The organism is Streptomyces sp. NPDC033216, from assembly GCF_055577115.1.
The window spans coordinates 183,275-197,284 of record NZ_JBVIQK010000013.1; the positions used below are offsets into that span (position 1 = coordinate 183,275).

Annotated in this window: 16 protein-coding genes, 5 tRNA genes and 1 pseudogene; 6 read left to right on the top strand and 16 right to left on the bottom strand. The window is 70.6% G+C overall.

Annotated features, from left to right (window positions below):
* Window positions 1-31: 31 nt before the first annotated feature.
* Window positions 32-838, bottom strand: a complete 807-nt coding sequence (gene thiD / locus ACZ5Y0_RS23855) for a bifunctional hydroxymethylpyrimidine kinase/phosphomethylpyrimidine kinase (protein ID WP_469130735.1) — start codon at window positions 836-838, stop codon at window positions 32-34.
* Window positions 838-1,803 carry a thiamine-phosphate kinase gene (locus ACZ5Y0_RS23860; protein WP_469130707.1) on the bottom strand — a complete coding sequence of 322 codons (966 nt, stop codon included), beginning with the start codon at window positions 1,801-1,803 and terminating at the stop codon, window positions 838-840. The genes thiD and ACZ5Y0_RS23860 overlap by 1 nt, the downstream gene beginning before the upstream one ends.
* A 206-nt stretch (window positions 1,804-2,009) precedes the next feature.
* On the opposite strand from ACZ5Y0_RS23860, the gene ACZ5Y0_RS23865 reads away from it, so the two are divergent.
* Window positions 2,010-2,243, top strand: coding sequence for an Lrp/AsnC family transcriptional regulator (locus ACZ5Y0_RS23865; protein WP_469130708.1), 234 nt, complete (start codon window positions 2,010-2,012; stop codon window positions 2,241-2,243).
* Between the two features lie 20 nt (window positions 2,244-2,263).
* Window positions 2,264-2,773, top strand: coding sequence for a DUF3515 domain-containing protein (locus ACZ5Y0_RS23870; RefSeq protein WP_469130709.1), 510 nt, complete (start codon window positions 2,264-2,266; stop codon window positions 2,771-2,773).
* 50 nt (window positions 2,774-2,823) lie between these two features.
* On the opposite strand, the gene ACZ5Y0_RS23875 is transcribed toward ACZ5Y0_RS23870, so the two are convergent.
* The 3 genes from ACZ5Y0_RS23875 to ACZ5Y0_RS23885 are packed head-to-tail and all read right to left on the bottom strand — an operon-like array spanning window position 2,824 to window position 5,839.
* Window positions 2,824-3,981 carry a D-alanine--D-alanine ligase family protein gene (locus tag ACZ5Y0_RS23875; protein ID WP_469130710.1) on the bottom strand — a complete coding sequence of 386 codons (1,158 nt, stop codon included), beginning with the start codon at window positions 3,979-3,981 and terminating at the stop codon, window positions 2,824-2,826.
* Between the two features lie 59 nt (window positions 3,982-4,040).
* A complete protein-coding gene (locus ACZ5Y0_RS23880; protein ID WP_469130711.1) occupies window positions 4,041-5,051 on the bottom strand; it encodes an NAD(P)H-dependent glycerol-3-phosphate dehydrogenase in 1,011 nt (336 codons plus the stop codon).
* Entirely contained in the window at window positions 5,048-5,839 is a 792-nt protein-coding gene (locus ACZ5Y0_RS23885; RefSeq protein ID WP_469130712.1) for a lysophospholipid acyltransferase family protein, read from the bottom strand. Before ACZ5Y0_RS23885 ends, ACZ5Y0_RS23880 begins: the two co-directional genes overlap by 4 nt.
* 161 nt (window positions 5,840-6,000) lie before the next feature.
* On the opposite strand from ACZ5Y0_RS23885, the gene cofC reads away from it, so the two are divergent.
* Both cofC and ACZ5Y0_RS23895 read left to right on the top strand, forming a co-directional pair.
* Window positions 6,001-6,639: a 2-phospho-L-lactate guanylyltransferase gene (gene cofC / locus ACZ5Y0_RS23890; RefSeq protein ID WP_469130713.1), complete on the top strand. Its 639-nt coding sequence runs from the start codon at window positions 6,001-6,003 to the stop codon at window positions 6,637-6,639.
* A gap of 10 nt (window positions 6,640-6,649) precedes the next feature.
* Window positions 6,650-6,853, top strand: a complete 204-nt coding sequence (locus ACZ5Y0_RS23895) for a hypothetical protein (protein ID WP_469130714.1) — start codon at window positions 6,650-6,652, stop codon at window positions 6,851-6,853.
* A gap of 99 nt (window positions 6,854-6,952) precedes the next feature.
* On the opposite strand, the gene ACZ5Y0_RS23900 is transcribed toward ACZ5Y0_RS23895, so the two are convergent.
* From ACZ5Y0_RS23900 to leuC, 4 genes are all read right to left on the bottom strand, one after another.
* Window positions 6,953-7,612 carry an HU family DNA-binding protein gene (locus ACZ5Y0_RS23900; protein ID WP_469130715.1) on the bottom strand — a complete coding sequence of 220 codons (660 nt, stop codon included), beginning with the start codon at window positions 7,610-7,612 and terminating at the stop codon, window positions 6,953-6,955.
* A gap of 137 nt (window positions 7,613-7,749) precedes the next feature.
* Window positions 7,750-7,980: an SCO5555 family protein gene (locus ACZ5Y0_RS23905; protein ID WP_469130716.1), complete on the bottom strand. Its 231-nt coding sequence runs from the start codon at window positions 7,978-7,980 to the stop codon at window positions 7,750-7,752.
* 283 nt (window positions 7,981-8,263) lie between these two features.
* Complete coding sequence (gene leuD, locus ACZ5Y0_RS23910) at window positions 8,264-8,857, bottom strand: 3-isopropylmalate dehydratase small subunit (RefSeq protein ID WP_469130717.1); 594 nt, start codon at window positions 8,855-8,857, stop codon at window positions 8,264-8,266.
* 6 nt (window positions 8,858-8,863) lie between these two features.
* The gene (gene leuC, locus ACZ5Y0_RS23915) at window positions 8,864-10,294 is read right to left on the bottom strand and encodes a 3-isopropylmalate dehydratase large subunit (protein ID WP_469130718.1); all 1,431 of its coding nucleotides are present in this window, start codon (window positions 10,292-10,294) and stop codon (window positions 8,864-8,866) included.
* A 207-nt stretch (window positions 10,295-10,501) separates the two neighbouring features.
* On the opposite strand from leuC, the gene ndgR reads away from it, so the two are divergent.
* Window positions 10,502-11,218 (top strand): IclR family transcriptional regulator NdgR, encoded by a 717-nt coding sequence (gene ndgR, locus ACZ5Y0_RS23920; RefSeq protein WP_028806673.1) that lies wholly within the window; start codon window positions 10,502-10,504, stop codon window positions 11,216-11,218.
* Window positions 11,219-11,348: 130 nt separating this feature from the next.
* Here ndgR and ACZ5Y0_RS23925 read toward each other — a convergent pair.
* Window positions 11,349-11,773, bottom strand: a pseudogene (locus ACZ5Y0_RS23925) (DUF4188 domain-containing protein); the annotation flags it as partial.
* Window positions 11,774-11,924: 151 nt separating this feature from the next.
* Here ACZ5Y0_RS23925 and ACZ5Y0_RS23930 point away from each other — a divergent pair.
* On the top strand, window positions 11,925-12,569 hold the full coding sequence (locus ACZ5Y0_RS23930) for a MerR family transcriptional regulator (RefSeq protein WP_469130719.1): 645 nt from the start codon (window positions 11,925-11,927) through the stop codon (window positions 12,567-12,569).
* A 70-nt stretch (window positions 12,570-12,639) separates the two neighbouring features.
* Here ACZ5Y0_RS23930 and ACZ5Y0_RS23935 read toward each other — a convergent pair.
* From ACZ5Y0_RS23935 to ACZ5Y0_RS23960, 6 genes are all read right to left on the bottom strand, one after another.
* Window positions 12,640-12,712 (bottom strand) — tRNA-Glu (locus tag ACZ5Y0_RS23935).
* Between the two features lie 28 nt (window positions 12,713-12,740).
* Window positions 12,741-12,812, bottom strand: a tRNA-Gln gene (locus ACZ5Y0_RS23940).
* A gap of 20 nt (window positions 12,813-12,832) precedes the next feature.
* Window positions 12,833-12,905 (bottom strand) — tRNA-Glu (locus ACZ5Y0_RS23945).
* A 62-nt stretch (window positions 12,906-12,967) separates the two neighbouring features.
* A tRNA-Glu gene (locus ACZ5Y0_RS23950) sits at window positions 12,968-13,040 on the bottom strand.
* A 39-nt stretch (window positions 13,041-13,079) separates the two neighbouring features.
* Window positions 13,080-13,151: transfer RNA gene (locus ACZ5Y0_RS23955), tRNA-Gln, on the bottom strand.
* A 91-nt stretch (window positions 13,152-13,242) separates the two neighbouring features.
* Window positions 13,243-13,974 (bottom strand): HAD family hydrolase, encoded by a 732-nt coding sequence (locus ACZ5Y0_RS23960; RefSeq protein ID WP_469130720.1) that lies wholly within the window; start codon window positions 13,972-13,974, stop codon window positions 13,243-13,245.
* Window positions 13,975-14,010: the final 36 nt, after the last annotated feature.

Consider the following 14,010-nt stretch of genomic DNA (forward strand, 5'->3'; position numbering starts at 1 on the left):
GCGCCCGGCCGGGGGCGACCTGCCCGCGGGGCTAACCCGCTCCGCCGCCGCGCCGAGCCCCGAGGGCCCAGCCGTGGTCCACGGGCCCGATCCCGGCGCCGAGCGCGAACCCGCCGGCGATCGCCCCGGTGACGTACTCCTTGGCCGCCGCCACCGCCTCCGGCACGGTGTCCCCCTGCGCGAGCCGCGCCGCGATCGCCGACGCGAGGGTGCAGCCCGTGCCGTGCGTGTGCCGGTTGTCGAACCGGGGCGCGCGCAGCCAGTGCTCCTCGGAGCCGTCGGTGAGCAGGTCGACGGCGTCGCCGGGCAGATGACCGCCCTTGATCAGCACCCAGCGCGGCCCGTACGCCAGGACGGCAGCCGCGGCCTGCCGGAGTCCGCGCTCCGACCCGACCCGCACGCCGGTCAGTTGGGCCACCTCGTCGAGGTTCGGCGTGGCGACGGTGGCGACGGGAAGCAGTGTGCCGCGGACGGAGTCGAGGGCGGAGGCGGCCAGCAGCGGGTCGCCGTGCTTGGAGACGCCGACCGGGTCGACGACCACCGGAGCATCCGTGTCGGCGATCAACTCGGCCACGGCTTCCACGAGTTCGGCGGAGGACAGCATCCCGGTCTTCACGGCCTGGACGCCGATGTCGTCGACGACGCTGCGGTACTGGGCGCGCACCGCCTCCACGGGCAGCTCCCAGGCGCCGTGCACGCCGAGGGAGTTCTGCGCCGTGACCGCGGTGATCACGCTCATGCCGTGCGTGCCGAGCGCGAGCATCGTCTTGAGGTCGGCCTGGATGCCCGCGCCGCCGCCGGAGTCCGATCCGGCCACCGTCAGCACCCTCGGGGGGATCACGACTCCATGTCCCCGAAGTGGTCCCAGCCGCCCTTGCTGGTCCAGGGCGCCCCGTCGACCGTCACCTGGGGCAGGGCGGAGGGGTTGAGGACCTCACCGATCACCTTCCAGCGGGCCGGGAGTTTCACGTCGGGCGGGAAGGTCGCCACGATCGCGTGGTCCTCTCCGCCGGTCAGCACCCACTGGATGGGGTCGACGCCGACGGCCTGCCCGATGTCGTTCATCTGGGAGGGCACGTCGATCGCGCCGGAGCGGATGTCGATGCGGACCTTGCTGGCCTCCGCGATGTGTCCCAGGTCCGCGATGAGCCCGTCGCTCACGTCGCACATCGAGGTCGCGCCCAGCGCCGCGGCCGCGGGACCGGCGTGGTACGGCGGCTCGGGGCGACGGTGGGCCTCGACGAAGGCGCGCGGCGAGCGGAAACCGCGGGCGAGGACCGCGTACCCGGCGGCCGACCAGCCCAGCCAGCCGGTCACCGCGACGAGGTCGCCGGGCTGGGCGCCGGACCGGGTGACCGGCTCCTGGTTGCGCAGATCTCCGAGCGCGGTGATCGACACCATGATGGTGTCGCCGCGTACGACGTCGCCGCCGACCACCGAGGCCCCGGCGACCTGGCACTCGTCGCGCAGGCCGTCCATCAGCTCGGTGGGCCAGGTGACCGGCAGTTCGCCGGGCACGACGAGGCCGAGGAGCAGCGCGGTCGGTACGGCGCCCATCGCGGCGATGTCGGCGAGGTTCTGGGCGGCGGCCTTGCGGCCGACGTCGTAGGCCGTGGACCAGTCGCGGCGGAAGTGCCGGCCCTCCAGCAGGATGTCGGTGCTCGCCACGACCCGGCGGTCGGGCGCGGCCACCACCGCGGCGTCGTCACCGGGTCCGACCCGGACCGCCGGCGTGGTGGTGAGACGGGAGGTGAGCTCCCTGATGAGCCCGAACTCCCCGAGCTCACCAACAGTGCCCTTCATCGCCCCAGCTCCCCTTCTGTCCCTGTTCGTGCCCGGTCGCGCGTCACCAGTGTCCTCGATACGGTCGAGGAGACCGTCAACTTCTGTCCTGCCCGCACCCCGGCGCGCGAGCCTTGGTTCCCGCAGGTCTCCCCGCGGCGGGCGGCGACGCGATACCGTGGCGTTCCTTTTCCCCACATGATCCTCGTGGCCGCCCTGGAGGTTCCGTGGTACAGGCGTACATCCTGATCCAGACGGAGGTCGGCAAGGCGTCGACCGTCGCCGAATCGATCGGCAGGATTCCTGGGGTCGTCCAGGCCGAGGACGTCACGGGTCCGTACGACGTGATCGTGCGGGCCCAGGCCGACACGGTCGACGATCTCGGTCGCATGGTGGTCGCCAAGGTCCAGCAGGTGGACGGGATCACCCGCACACTGACCTGCCCGGTCGTGCATCTGTAGCCCCCGTCTACCCTTGACCGGTGAACCTTTTCCGTCACCGGCACCGCACTGTCTTCGGGTTGCCCGCCCTCGTCCTGCTGATCACGACCGCGGGCTGCTCCTCAGCAGACGACAGCGCCTCGACGGCGGTTCCCAGCCCCGGTGTGAACGCCACGAAGCTGTGCCGGAACCTGGACAAGGTACTGCCGTCGAAGGTGGACGGTGAGAGCCGCCACGATCCCGAGCCCGCCTCCGCGCTGACAGCGGGCTGGGGAGGCCCGGCGATCATACTGCGCTGCGGTGTCACGCGGCCGCCGAAGATGACCGACCCGAAGGTCCCGGTGGGGGCCGACCCGGACGCGGTGGCGGGCGGAGTGAACGGCGTGGACTGGCTGATGGAGCAGCGGGACGGCGGCGGCAACCGCTTCACCACGGCCAATCGGAGCGCGTACGTCGAGGTGACGGTGCTCGAGGGCGCGGACGACTCCGGGGCTCTGATCGATCTGGCGCCGGCCATCAAGAAGGCGATCCCCGTGGGGATCGCCGACTAGAGCATCCGGCCGGACCGGTCCCGGATCGGTCCGGACCGGTCCGGTCCGGATCAACGCAGGCCCGTGGACCTGCGCAGGGCCGCCTGGACGAGGAGGTCGATCAGCTCCGGGTAGCTGACGCCGCTCGCCCGCCACATCTGCGGGTACATCGAGATCGGCGTGAAGCCCGGCATCGTGTTGATCTCGTTGATGACGAACTCGCCGTCCTCGGTGAGGAAGAAGTCCGCCCGGACCAGCCCCTCGCAGGAGGCGGCCTCGAAGGCGTCCACCGCGAGCCTCTGGACCTGCGCGGTCTCCTCGGGCGTCAGCGGGGCCGGCACCAGACCGGGGGTCGAGTCGATGTACTTGGCCTCGAAGTCGTAGTACGCGTGCGCGTCCGGCGGCGGGATCTCGGCCGGCACGGAGGCGCGCGGCCCGTCCTCGAACTCCAGCACGCCGCACTCGATCTCGCGGCCGCGCAGCGCGGCCTCGACGAGGATCTTCGGGTCGTGGCGCTGGGCCTCGGCGATGGCCTCCTCCAGCCCCGACAGGTCGTCGACCTTGGTGATGCCGATCGACGAACCCGCGCGCGCGGGCTTCACGAACAGCGGCCAGCCGTGCTCACCGGCGAAGTCGGCGATCTTCTTGCGGGCGGCGGACTCGTCCCGCTCCCACTCGCGCGGGCGGATCACCACGTACGGGCCGACCTTGAGCCCGAAGGAGGTGAACACCCGCTTCATGTACTCCTTGTCCTGGCCGACGGCCGAGGCGAGCACACCCGAGCCCACGTACGGCACGCCGGACAGTTCCAGCAGCCCCTGGAGGGTGCCGTCCTCGCCGTAGGGGCCGTGCAGGACCGGGAAGACCACGTCGACGTCCCCGAGGGCCTTGGGTACCGAACCGGGCTCGCTGTAGACGACTTCGCGGTTCGCGGGGTCGACGGAGAGCACCACGGCGCCCTCCTGCGAGTCGGCCATTTCCTCGACGCTGGGCGTACGGCGCTCGGTGATCGCCATCCGCTCCGGCTCGTCGGCGGTGAGCACCCAACGGCCTTCCCGGGTGATACCGATCGGCAGGACCTCGTACCTCGTCCGGTCGATGGCCTTGAGGACGGCGCCGGCGGTGACCATGGAGATCCCGTGCTCGGAGCTGCGTCCGCCGAACACGACGGCCACACGCGGCTTACGAGACGGCTGCTCAGGGCTCTGGGGAAGGTTCTCGGTGCTCATATCGGCATGAGAGTACCCGGTGGTAGGGCGCGGATACAGCGTCGACTCAGGGGGGTCGCTCAGCGTCGTTCGGGTTTCGCGCTGCGCGACATCAGCTCCTTGAGGGCGACCACCGGCGGCTTGCCCTCGTGGACGATGCCGACGACGGTTTCCGTGATGGGCATGTCGACACCGTGCCGGCGGGCCAGATCCAGCACGGACTCACAGGACTTGACGCCCTCGGCGGTCTGCCTGGTGGCCGCGATGGTCTGCTGGAGGGTCATGCCCTTGCCGAGGTTGGTGCCGAAGGTGTGGTTGCGCGAGAGCGGCGAGGAACAGGTCGCCACCAGGTCGCCGAGGCCGGCGAGTCCGGAGAAGGTCAGCGGGTCGGCGCCCATCGCCAGGCCCAGCCGGGTGGTCTCGGCGAGCCCGCGTGTGATGAGCGAGCCCTTGGCGTTGTCGCCGAGGCCCATGCCGTCCGCGATGCCGACGGCGAGCCCGATGACGTTCTTCACCGCACCGCCGAGTTCGCAGCCGACGACGTCGGTGTTGGTGTACGGGCGGAAGTACGGCGTGTGGCAGGCCGCCTGGAGCCGCTGGGCGACGCTCTCGTCGGTGCAGGCGACCACGGACGCGGCCGGCCTGCGCGAGGCGATCTCCTTGGCCAGGTTGGGCCCGGTGACCACGGCGATCCGGTCCCGGCCCACTGCGGCGACGTCCTCGATCACCTCACTCATCCGCATGGTCGTACCGAGTTCGACGCCCTTCATCAGTGAGACGAGGACGGTGTCCGGGGCGAGCAGCGGGCGCCAGGCGGCGAGGTTGGCGCGCAGGGTCTGCGACGGGATCGCGAGAACGGTGAAGTCGGCGTCGCGGGCGGCCTCGGCGGGGTCCGCGGTCGCACGGAGGTTCTCCGGGAGTTCGACACCGGGGAGGTAGTCCGGGTTGGTGCGCGTGGAGTTGACCGTGTCGGCGAGCGAGGCGCGGCGCGCCCACAGCGTCACCTCGCAGCCCGCGTCGGCGAGCACCGTGCCGAAGGCCGTACCCCAGGATCCGGTGCCGAAGACGGCGGCCTTGACGGGCTTGCTCACTTGCTGTTCTCCCCCTTGTGGCCGGTCCGCGCCTGGGACCTGCCGTAGCTGGTCTGCGCCTGGGTCCGGCGCCGCTGCTCGATCCGCTCCCGGCGCGGGTCGTAGGGCTGGTCGGGCGCCTTCTCGCCGCGGATCTCCTCCAGCTGGCGGGTGACGGCGGCCATGATGGCCTCCGTCGCCTCCTTCAGCAGTTCGGGAGTCATCTCCCGGTCGTAGAACCGGGAGAGGTCCACGGGCGGGCCCGCCAGGACGTGATGGGTCTTGCGCGGCAGGAGGTCGGGCTTCCTGGCGTAGGGCGGCAGCAGTGCGTTGACACCCCACTGCGCGACCGGGATCACCGGACACTTGGTCTGGAGGGCGACGCGCGCCGCCCCGGTCTTGGCGGTCATCGGCCAGCCGTCGGGGTCGCGGGTGAGGGTGCCCTCCGGGTAGAAGGCGACGCATTCGCCGCGCTCCACGGCGTCGATCGCGGCCCGGAAGGCGCTGAGCGCGTCCGTGGACTCGCGGTAGACGGGGATCTGGCCGGTGCCGCGCATCGCCGCGCCCACGAACCCCTTCCCGAAAAGCGCGCTCTTCGCCAGGAATCGCGGCACCCGTCCGGTGTTGTACTGGTAGTGCGCGTATGCGAACGGGTCGACGTGCGAATTGTGGTTCACCGCGGTGATGAACCCGCCCTCGGCCGGGATGTGCTCCATTCCGCGCCAGTCCCGCTTGATCAGAATCACCAGCGGCGGTTTGCAGAGCACCGCTGCGAAGCGATACCAGAAACCGATTCTGCGGCGGGGCACGCGGACACCTTCCTTCGGGACTTCCCTGACTTCCTCCGGGCCGGGGCCGGACAAGTGTCGCGCCGGGCCGCCGGTCTGTCGAGGACACCGTACGCCCCGACCGAACCGGTGCCGGAAGGAGCGGGGGACAATGTCCCCGACAAGAGAGGGACGGTACGTCGGTGCAGTGGAGCTTGGTCATCCCCCTGAAGCCCTTGGCGCTGGCCAAGAGCAGGCTCGCGGACACCGCCGCCGACGCACTGCGTCCGGGCCTCGCCCTGGCCTTCGCCGTGGACACCGTGGCGGCCGCGCTGGCGTGCGCCGCGGTGCGCGATGTGGCAGTGGTCACGGACGATGGGCTGGCCGGGCGCGAACTCGCGGCGCTCGGCGCCCGTATCGTCCCCGACGAACCGCGCGCGGGGCTGAACGCCGCCCTGGCACATGCGGCGGCCGCCGTGCGCGCCACACGTCCCGACAGTGCGGTGGCCGCTCTCAACGCCGATCTGCCGGCACTGCGTCCACCGGAATTGGCGCGTGTACTGGAAGCCGCCGATGAATTTCCCCGTGCTTTTCTCCCCGATGCGGCAGCAATCGGTACAACACTTCTCGCCGTGGCCCCCGGCCGTGAATTGCTCCCCGCTTTCGGTAGCGATTCCCGAGCCCGCCACCGCGCGTCCGGCGCCGTGGAGCTGCGGCCGTCGGCGGTCGATTCCGTACGCCAGGACGTGGACACCGGCGAGGATCTGCGGGCGGCCCTGGCGCTCGGGGTGGGTCCCCGAACGGCCGCCGTGGCCGCGCGCCTGCTGATTCCGGGGCAGTAGGCTGCCGGTCATGCAGGCCACCGCATACACGTACGACCCCGGCACCCGCAGCGGCCAGGTGCTGCTGGACGACGGCACCCCGCTGCCCTTCGACGCGCCGGCGTTCGACGCGGGCGGGCTGAGGCTGCTGCGCCCCGGACAGCGCGTGCGCATCGAGACCGAGGGCGACGGCGACTCCCGGCGCGTCACCCTCGTCACCCTCCAGACGTTCTGACCCGCCGGCCCGCCGACCTGCACGTCCGGGAAAACGCCGCGGGCCGGACTCCGAGAGGGAGTCCGGCCCGGCGCGTGAGTGCCGTGGAACGCTTGCGCCTCAGCGAGCGGTGGTCTTCTTGGCGGCGGTCTTGCGGGCGCTCGACTTCTTGGCGGGGGCCTTCTTGGCCGTCGCCTTCTTCGCCGGGGCCTTCTTGGCGGCGGTCTTCTGGGCCGTGGCCGTCTTCGCCGTGGTCTTCTTCGCGGTCGGCGTCGCCGTCTGGGCGGTCGACTTCTTGGCGGTCGACTTCTTGGCGGCGCCGGTGGTCTTCTTCGCCGCGGTCGTCGTCTTCTTCGCCGGCGTCGCCTTCTTCGCGGCGGCCGTCGCCCTCTTCGCCGGGGCGGACTTCTTCGCGGCGGCCTTCTTGACCGTGGCGGTGGCACCGCCGGTCAGGCTGCCCTTGGGGGCCTTCTTGACGGCGACCTCGCCGCCACGCGGCAGCTTCTTCGAACCGCTCACCAGGTCCTTGAAGCCCTGGCCCGCGCGGAAGCGCGGCACGGACGTCTTCTTGACCCGAACCCGCTCGCCCGTCTGGGGGTTGCGGGCGTAGCGGGCCGGGCGGTCGACCTTCTCGAACGATCCGAAGCCGGTGACCGAGACCCTGTCCCCCGCGACGGTCGCGCGGACGATGGCGTCCAGGACCGCGTCGACCGCGTCGGCGGCCTGCTGACGGCCGCCGAGCTTGTCGGCAATCGCTTCTACGAGCTGCGCCTTGTTCACGTCTTCCCCTTCGGAGACATTGCCAGAACGAAAGTGTTCAAGCGTTTTCGCACGTTAGGCAGATATATACCGCAAATCAAACACGAAACGGGCTAATCACCCTTGTGCCGCAACGAACTCGGCTGCTCCGGAGGCGATCAACGCTCCTCTTCGGGGGTGCGTCCCGCGTCGAGGTCCGCGATGAACCGCTCCAGCCGCCTTGTCGCGTCGGCGAGATCGTGCTTGGCCGCGGCCGTAATGACCAGCAGCTTCCGGGTCAGCGCCATCCGTACGCCCTCCGGGACTTGCAGTGCGCGCACTCTTGCGTGCGCTTCCTTGAGCTGGTTCGCGACCGCCGTATAGAGCTCGAGTTGGCCGTCGTGTTCCATGCACAGATTGTGCCATCTGGGGCGAGTTGTCGCCCGCTCAGGGGGCAACTGTCGCGCAGAGCGGCGTTCCCGGCACCTCGGGAAGTCACGTCCTCAAAGGGCGCTTACCCCGGTAACCACCGCCTTAACGTGGGAAGTTGGGAGATACGGCGAAGACCTGCGGGGCCGAACGGGTGCAGACATGGCTGTACCCCCGATCGGGCCGATCGGGGGTACGGAAGGCATTCGCGGTGGCCGGAATTCGACCAAGGCCGGTCGTCTCCGGCCGGTCGTCCCCGGCGGCTCAGGCCGGGAGCGTCCTCGGCTTGTACGACGGTCGCTTGGCCTCGTACGCGGCGATGTCGGGCTCGTTCTGAAGCGTGATGGAGATGTCGTCCAGCCCGTTCAGCAGCCGCCAGCGGGCGTTCTCGTCGAGTTCGAAGGCGGCGGTGATGCCCTCGGCGCGCACCTCACGCCTCTCCAGGTCGACGGTGATCTCGGCGGTGGGGTCCTGCTCGGTCAGCTCCCACAGCGCGTCCACGATCTTCTGCTCCAGAAGGACCGTGAGCAGGCCGTTCTTCAGCGAGTTACCCCGGAAGATGTCGGCGAAGCGGGAGGAGATCACGGCCTTGAAGCCGTAGTTCTGGAGCGCCCAGACGGCGTGCTCGCGGGAGGAGCCCGTCCCGAAGTCGGGGCCGGCGACCAGGACGGTCGCGCCCTTGCGCTCGGGCTGGTTGAGGATGAAGGACCCGTCCTTGCGCCAGGCCTCGAACAGCCCGTCCTCGAACCCGTCCCGCGTGACCTTCTTGAGCCAGTGAGCGGGGATGATCTGGTCGGTGTCGACGTTGGAGCGGCGCAGCGGGACGGCCCGGCCGGTGTGCGTGGTGAATGCTTCCATGACTGATCAGACTCCAGCGGGCGTACGGGTCTCGGCGGCGGACAGGTCGGCCGGGGAGGCCAGGTGGCCCAGGACGGCCGTGGCGGCCGCGACCTGCGGCGACACCAGGTGCGTACGCCCCCCCTTGCCCTGCCGGCCCTCGAAGTTGCGGTTGGAGGTGGACGCGGAGCGCTCACCCGGCGCCAGCTGGTCGGGGTTCATGCCCAGACACATCGAGCAGCCCGCGTGCCGCCATTCGGCGCCGGCCTCCTTGAAGACGACGTCCAGGCCCTCGGAGACGGCCTGGAGACCCACCCGCGCGGAGCCGGGGACGACCAGCATCCGTACGCCCTCGGCGACTTTGCGGCTGCGTACGATCTCGGCGGCCGCGCGCAGGTCCTCGATCCGCCCGTTGGTGCAGGAACCTACGAAGACGGTGTCCACCTTGATGGAACGCAGCGGCTGACCGGCCTCCAACCCCATGTATTCCAGGGCCTTTTCGGCGGCGTTGCGCTCCGAAGCGTCTTCGTACGATGCCGGGTCGGGGACGGCTGCCGAAAGCGGCGCACCCTGGCCCGGGTTGGTGCCCCAGGTGACGAACGGCGACAGTTCGTCGGCCTTGATGACGACCTCGGCGTCGAACTCCGCGTCCTCGTCCGTCCTCAGCGTCTTCCAGTACGCGACGGCGGCGTCCCAGTCCTCGCCCTTGGGGGCGTGCGGGCGGCCCTTGAGGTACGCGAAGGTGGTCTCGTCGGGGGCGATCATGCCCGCGCGGGCGCCGGCCTCGATCGACATGTTGCAGATGGTCATCCGGGCCTCCATCGAGAGCTTCTCGATGGCGGAGCCGCGGTACTCCAGTACGTAGCCCTGACCGCCGCCGGTGCCGATCCTCGCGATGATCGCGAGGATCAGGTCCTTGGCGGTGACGCCGTCGGGCAGTTCGCCGTCGACGGTGATCGCCATGGTCTTCGGGCGGGCCATCGGCAGCGTCTGGGTGGCCAGCACATGCTCGACCTGCGAGGTGCCGATGCCGAAGGCCAGGCCGCCGAAGGCGCCGTGCGTGGAGGTGTGGGAGTCGCCGCAGACGACGGTCATGCCGGGCTGGGTCAGTCCGAGCTGCGGGCCGACGACGTGCACGACGCCTTGCTCGATGTCGCCCAGCGGGTGCAGCCGGACGCCGAACTCGGCGCAGTTCCTGCGCAGCGTCTCCAGCTGGACGCGCGAGACGGGGTCGGCGATCGGCTTGTCGATGTCGAGGGTCGGGGTGTTGTGGTCCTCGGTGGCGATGGTGAGGTCGAGGCGCCGCACCTGTCGGCCGCCCTTACGGAGGCCGTCGAAGGCCTGCGGGCTGGTCACCTCGTGCAGCAGGTGCAGATCGATGAAGAGGAGGTCGGGCTCGCCCTCGGCGCGCCGGACGACGTGGTCGTCCCAGACCTTCTCCGCGAGTGTCCTACCCATCGCTTTCCCTCCGACCGGCAAGCCGCGCCGGCCCAACTAGAGATCTTGTGGAGGCGGCACGCGCCTCTCCGGCTCTGCGACCGCCCCTGCTTCCCGGGCACCCGCCGCCAGGCCCGTCGGTTCCTCGGGCCGCTGTGCATCCAAGGGTTGCGCGTCTCACGGAAAATTGAACTTGCGTTTCACAGAGTGAGACGGGAATATCGTTTCATGGACAACAGTAGCGGCGTCGGCGTTCTGGACAAGGCAGCCCTTGTCCTGAGCGCCCTGGAGTCCGGTCCGGCCACCCTCGCGGGCTTGGTCGCCGCCACCGGACTCGCACGACCCACGGCCCACCGTCTGGCCGTGGCCCTGGAACACCACCGTATGGTGGCGCGGGACATGCAGGGCCGGTTCATCCTCGGTCCGCGCCTGGCCGAACTGGCCGCGGCGGCGGGTGAGGACCGTCTCCTCGCGACCGCCGGCCCGGTGCTCACCCACCTCCGGGACATCACGGGCGAGAGCGCCCAGCTCTACCGCCGCCAGGGCGACATGCGCATCTGCGTCGCCGCGGCGGAGCGCCTGTCCGGCCTGCGGGACACGGTCCCGGTCGGCTCGACGCTCACGATGAAGGCGGGTTCCTCGGCGCAGATCCTGATGGCCTGGGAGGAGCCCGAGCGCCTCCACCGCGGCCTCCAGGGCGCCCGCTTCACGGCGACGGCCCTGTCGGGCGTACGACGTCGGGGCTGGGCCCAGTCGATCGGCGAGCGCGAGCCCGGCGTCGCGTCGGTCTCCGCGCCGGTGCGGGGCCCGTCGAACCGTGTGGTGGCCGCCGTGTCGGTCTCGGGCCCCATCGAGCGCCTGACCCGTCACCCGGGCCGGATGCACGCCCAGGCGGTCATCGACGCGGCGGGCCGCCTGTCGGAGGCGCTGCGCCGCACCGGCTGACACGGAACAGGGGGACACGGGACACGGCCACGGACAGGGGACGGGGAACAGAGCGGGCCTCAACGCCGCGGCACGCTCCCACCCCGCACCCCCTTCCCCCGAGCCCTCTACGACGACGGGGAGCGCCAGGTCGGCCGTTCGCGGAACGCCCCCGCTCCCCCGAGGACACCTGGATGTGCGCCGCCGCGAGCCCGAACCCCGGCATGCCGCCGTGGACCGCCTCGTACCGCCCCTCGGGCACGACGTACGCCTCGTGCCAGACCCCCACGTGCCCGCGCACCTTCCCGCCCCGTCCCATGCGGTTGATCCGGGTCCACGCCACGTGATGGAACGCGTCGGTCGCACTCGCGTAGGCGTACGGCTTCTCCGCGGACTCCCGTACTGGACGACGTGGTACGTCCGCGGCGAGGCCGTCAGCAGTACCCCGTGGAGCGGTCCGCGGCTCGGGTCCTTCCTCAGCTCGGCCAGCATGCGGAACATCGCCACCATGACCGGGATCCACTGGTGCACGGCCCGGAAGTGATTGACGCGCGCCCCGATGAGCAGGACGACCACGTCACCGCGGGCGTCGGCGGTGGTGCGGCCGGCTGCGGCGGACTGCGCGGACTCCGTGGACTCCGTGGACCTATGCACCCTCCTCGTCGGCTGACGACGCTCCGGGCGGCCATGCTTGGATAGTGAAGCTGACCAAGGAGGACCGCAAGGGATGCGACTGGCCGAGCTGAGCGAACGCAGCGGGGTGTCCACCGCGACGATCAAGTACTACCTGCGCGAGGGACTGCTGCCGCCCGGCCGCCAGGTCAACGCGACGACCGCCGAGTACGACGAGGAGCATCTGCGCCGGCTGCGGCTGGTGCGGGCGATGATCCAGGTGGGCCGGGTGCCGGTGGCCACGGTCCGGGAGGTCCTCGGGCATGTCGACGACGAGTCCCTGGGCCGCACGATCCGCCTCGGCGCGGCCCTGTGGGCGCTGCCCCACGTCCCGGAGCCGGACGCGGACGACGAGTATCTCCGGGCCGCCCACCGCGAGGCGGGCGAACTCCTGCGGACCCTGGGCTGGCGGAACGCCGAACTGCTCACCAGCGTCTCGCCGTCCTACCGCTCACTGGTGGTGGCGGTGGCCGCGATGCGGCGGCTCGGTTACGACTGGGACGCCGAACTCCTCGTTGCCTACGCCCGGTTGATGCACCGCGCGGCCGCCCTGGACCTGGACTTCGTGGAGACGCGGGAGTCGGAGACGGAGCGGGTCGAGGCGGCGGTGCTGGGCACGATCCTGGTCGAGCCGATGCTCCAGGCGCTGCACCGGCTGGCCCAGGAGGAGGAGTCCGCGCGGCGCTACGGCTTCGAGTGAGCCGCCGTACGCGATTCCGGGCGGGAAAAGCGAAGGCCCCCCACCGAAGTGGAGGGCCTTCCCTGAGATGTACCCCCGACCGGATTCGAACCGGCGCTACCGCCTTGAGAGGGCGGCGTGCTAGGCCGCTACACAACGGGGGCCTGGACGCTGCGTTTCCGCAGGTCCGAGCTGGTCTACCTGGACTCGAACCAAGACTAACTGAACCAGAATCAGTCGTGCTGCCAATTACACCATAGACCAAAGTGGTTTAGACCAGTCAGTACCCCCGACCGGATTCGAACCGGCGCTACCGCCTTGAGAGGGCGGCGTGCTAGGCCGCTACACAACGGGGGCCCTAGCGATCCTGCGTCGGCAACAACGGGTGCGACCCGGACTGTTCCCGCGGGAAGGATCTGTACCCCCGACCGGATTCGAACCGGCGCTACTGCCTTGAGAGGGCAGCGTGCTAGGCCGCTACACAACGGGGGCTTTGCGGATGTCATCCGCGGCGCAGATAAGCTCTGCGAGCTGGCCTACCTGGACTCGAACCAAGACTAACTGAACCAGAATCAGTCGTGCTGCCAATTACACCATAGGCCACTGGAACTCAAGCCCCGTAGGGGATCTTGTTCTAGTTCGCTCCCCCAGGGCCCGGCCTCTCGGCCCGCTCCCCGGCGGCGCAGGAAGAACATTACCCGAAGGTGGACTGCGCTCCAAAACGGGTATCGGCGCCGAGGAGCGCGGGCAGTTCGGCGAGGGTGATGATCCGATGCCGTCCGGACGGGAGGTCGACGGTGGCCGTGCCGCCGTGGCGGTCGATCCACACCGAGAGCAGCCCGGCGTCCGCCGCGCCCCGGCCGTCGATCTCGGGATGATCGCCGACGTACGCCACCTCGTGCGGGGGGAGGCAGAGGGCCTCGCAAGCGGCGAGGAAGGCCGCGGCGTCGGGCTTGGAGACGCCCAGCTCGGCCGCGCACAGGATGGACTCGAAGCGGTCGTGGACGCCGAGGACGCGCAGCTTGCGGTCCTGGACGTGGATGCTCGAGTTGGAGAGCACCGCGTGCCGGTGGCTGGCGGCGAGGGCGTCCAGGACGGGCAGGACGTCCGGGAAGAGGGCCCAGGCGGTCTCGTAGTGCGCGAGGTATCGCTGGAACCAGGCGTCGGCCTCGGTGTCGGTCATCTCCCGCTCCAGGAAGGCCCGGACCCGGTCACGGCGCTGCTCCTCGAAGGTGAGACCGCCGGCGGAGAAGCGCGCCCACTGCTGCTCGGTGACCTCCCGCCACCGCTTCAGCGCCCGCTCGGCGGTGCCGTACCGGTCGAGGAGGCCCTCCACCGCGAGGTGGCCGCGCATGCCCTCGCGGTCGGCGGTCGTGTAGTCGAAGAGAGTGTCGTCGACGTCCCAGACGACGGCTGTGATCGCCATGACGCCGACGGTAACCCGGAGAGGGCCGGCGCGTCC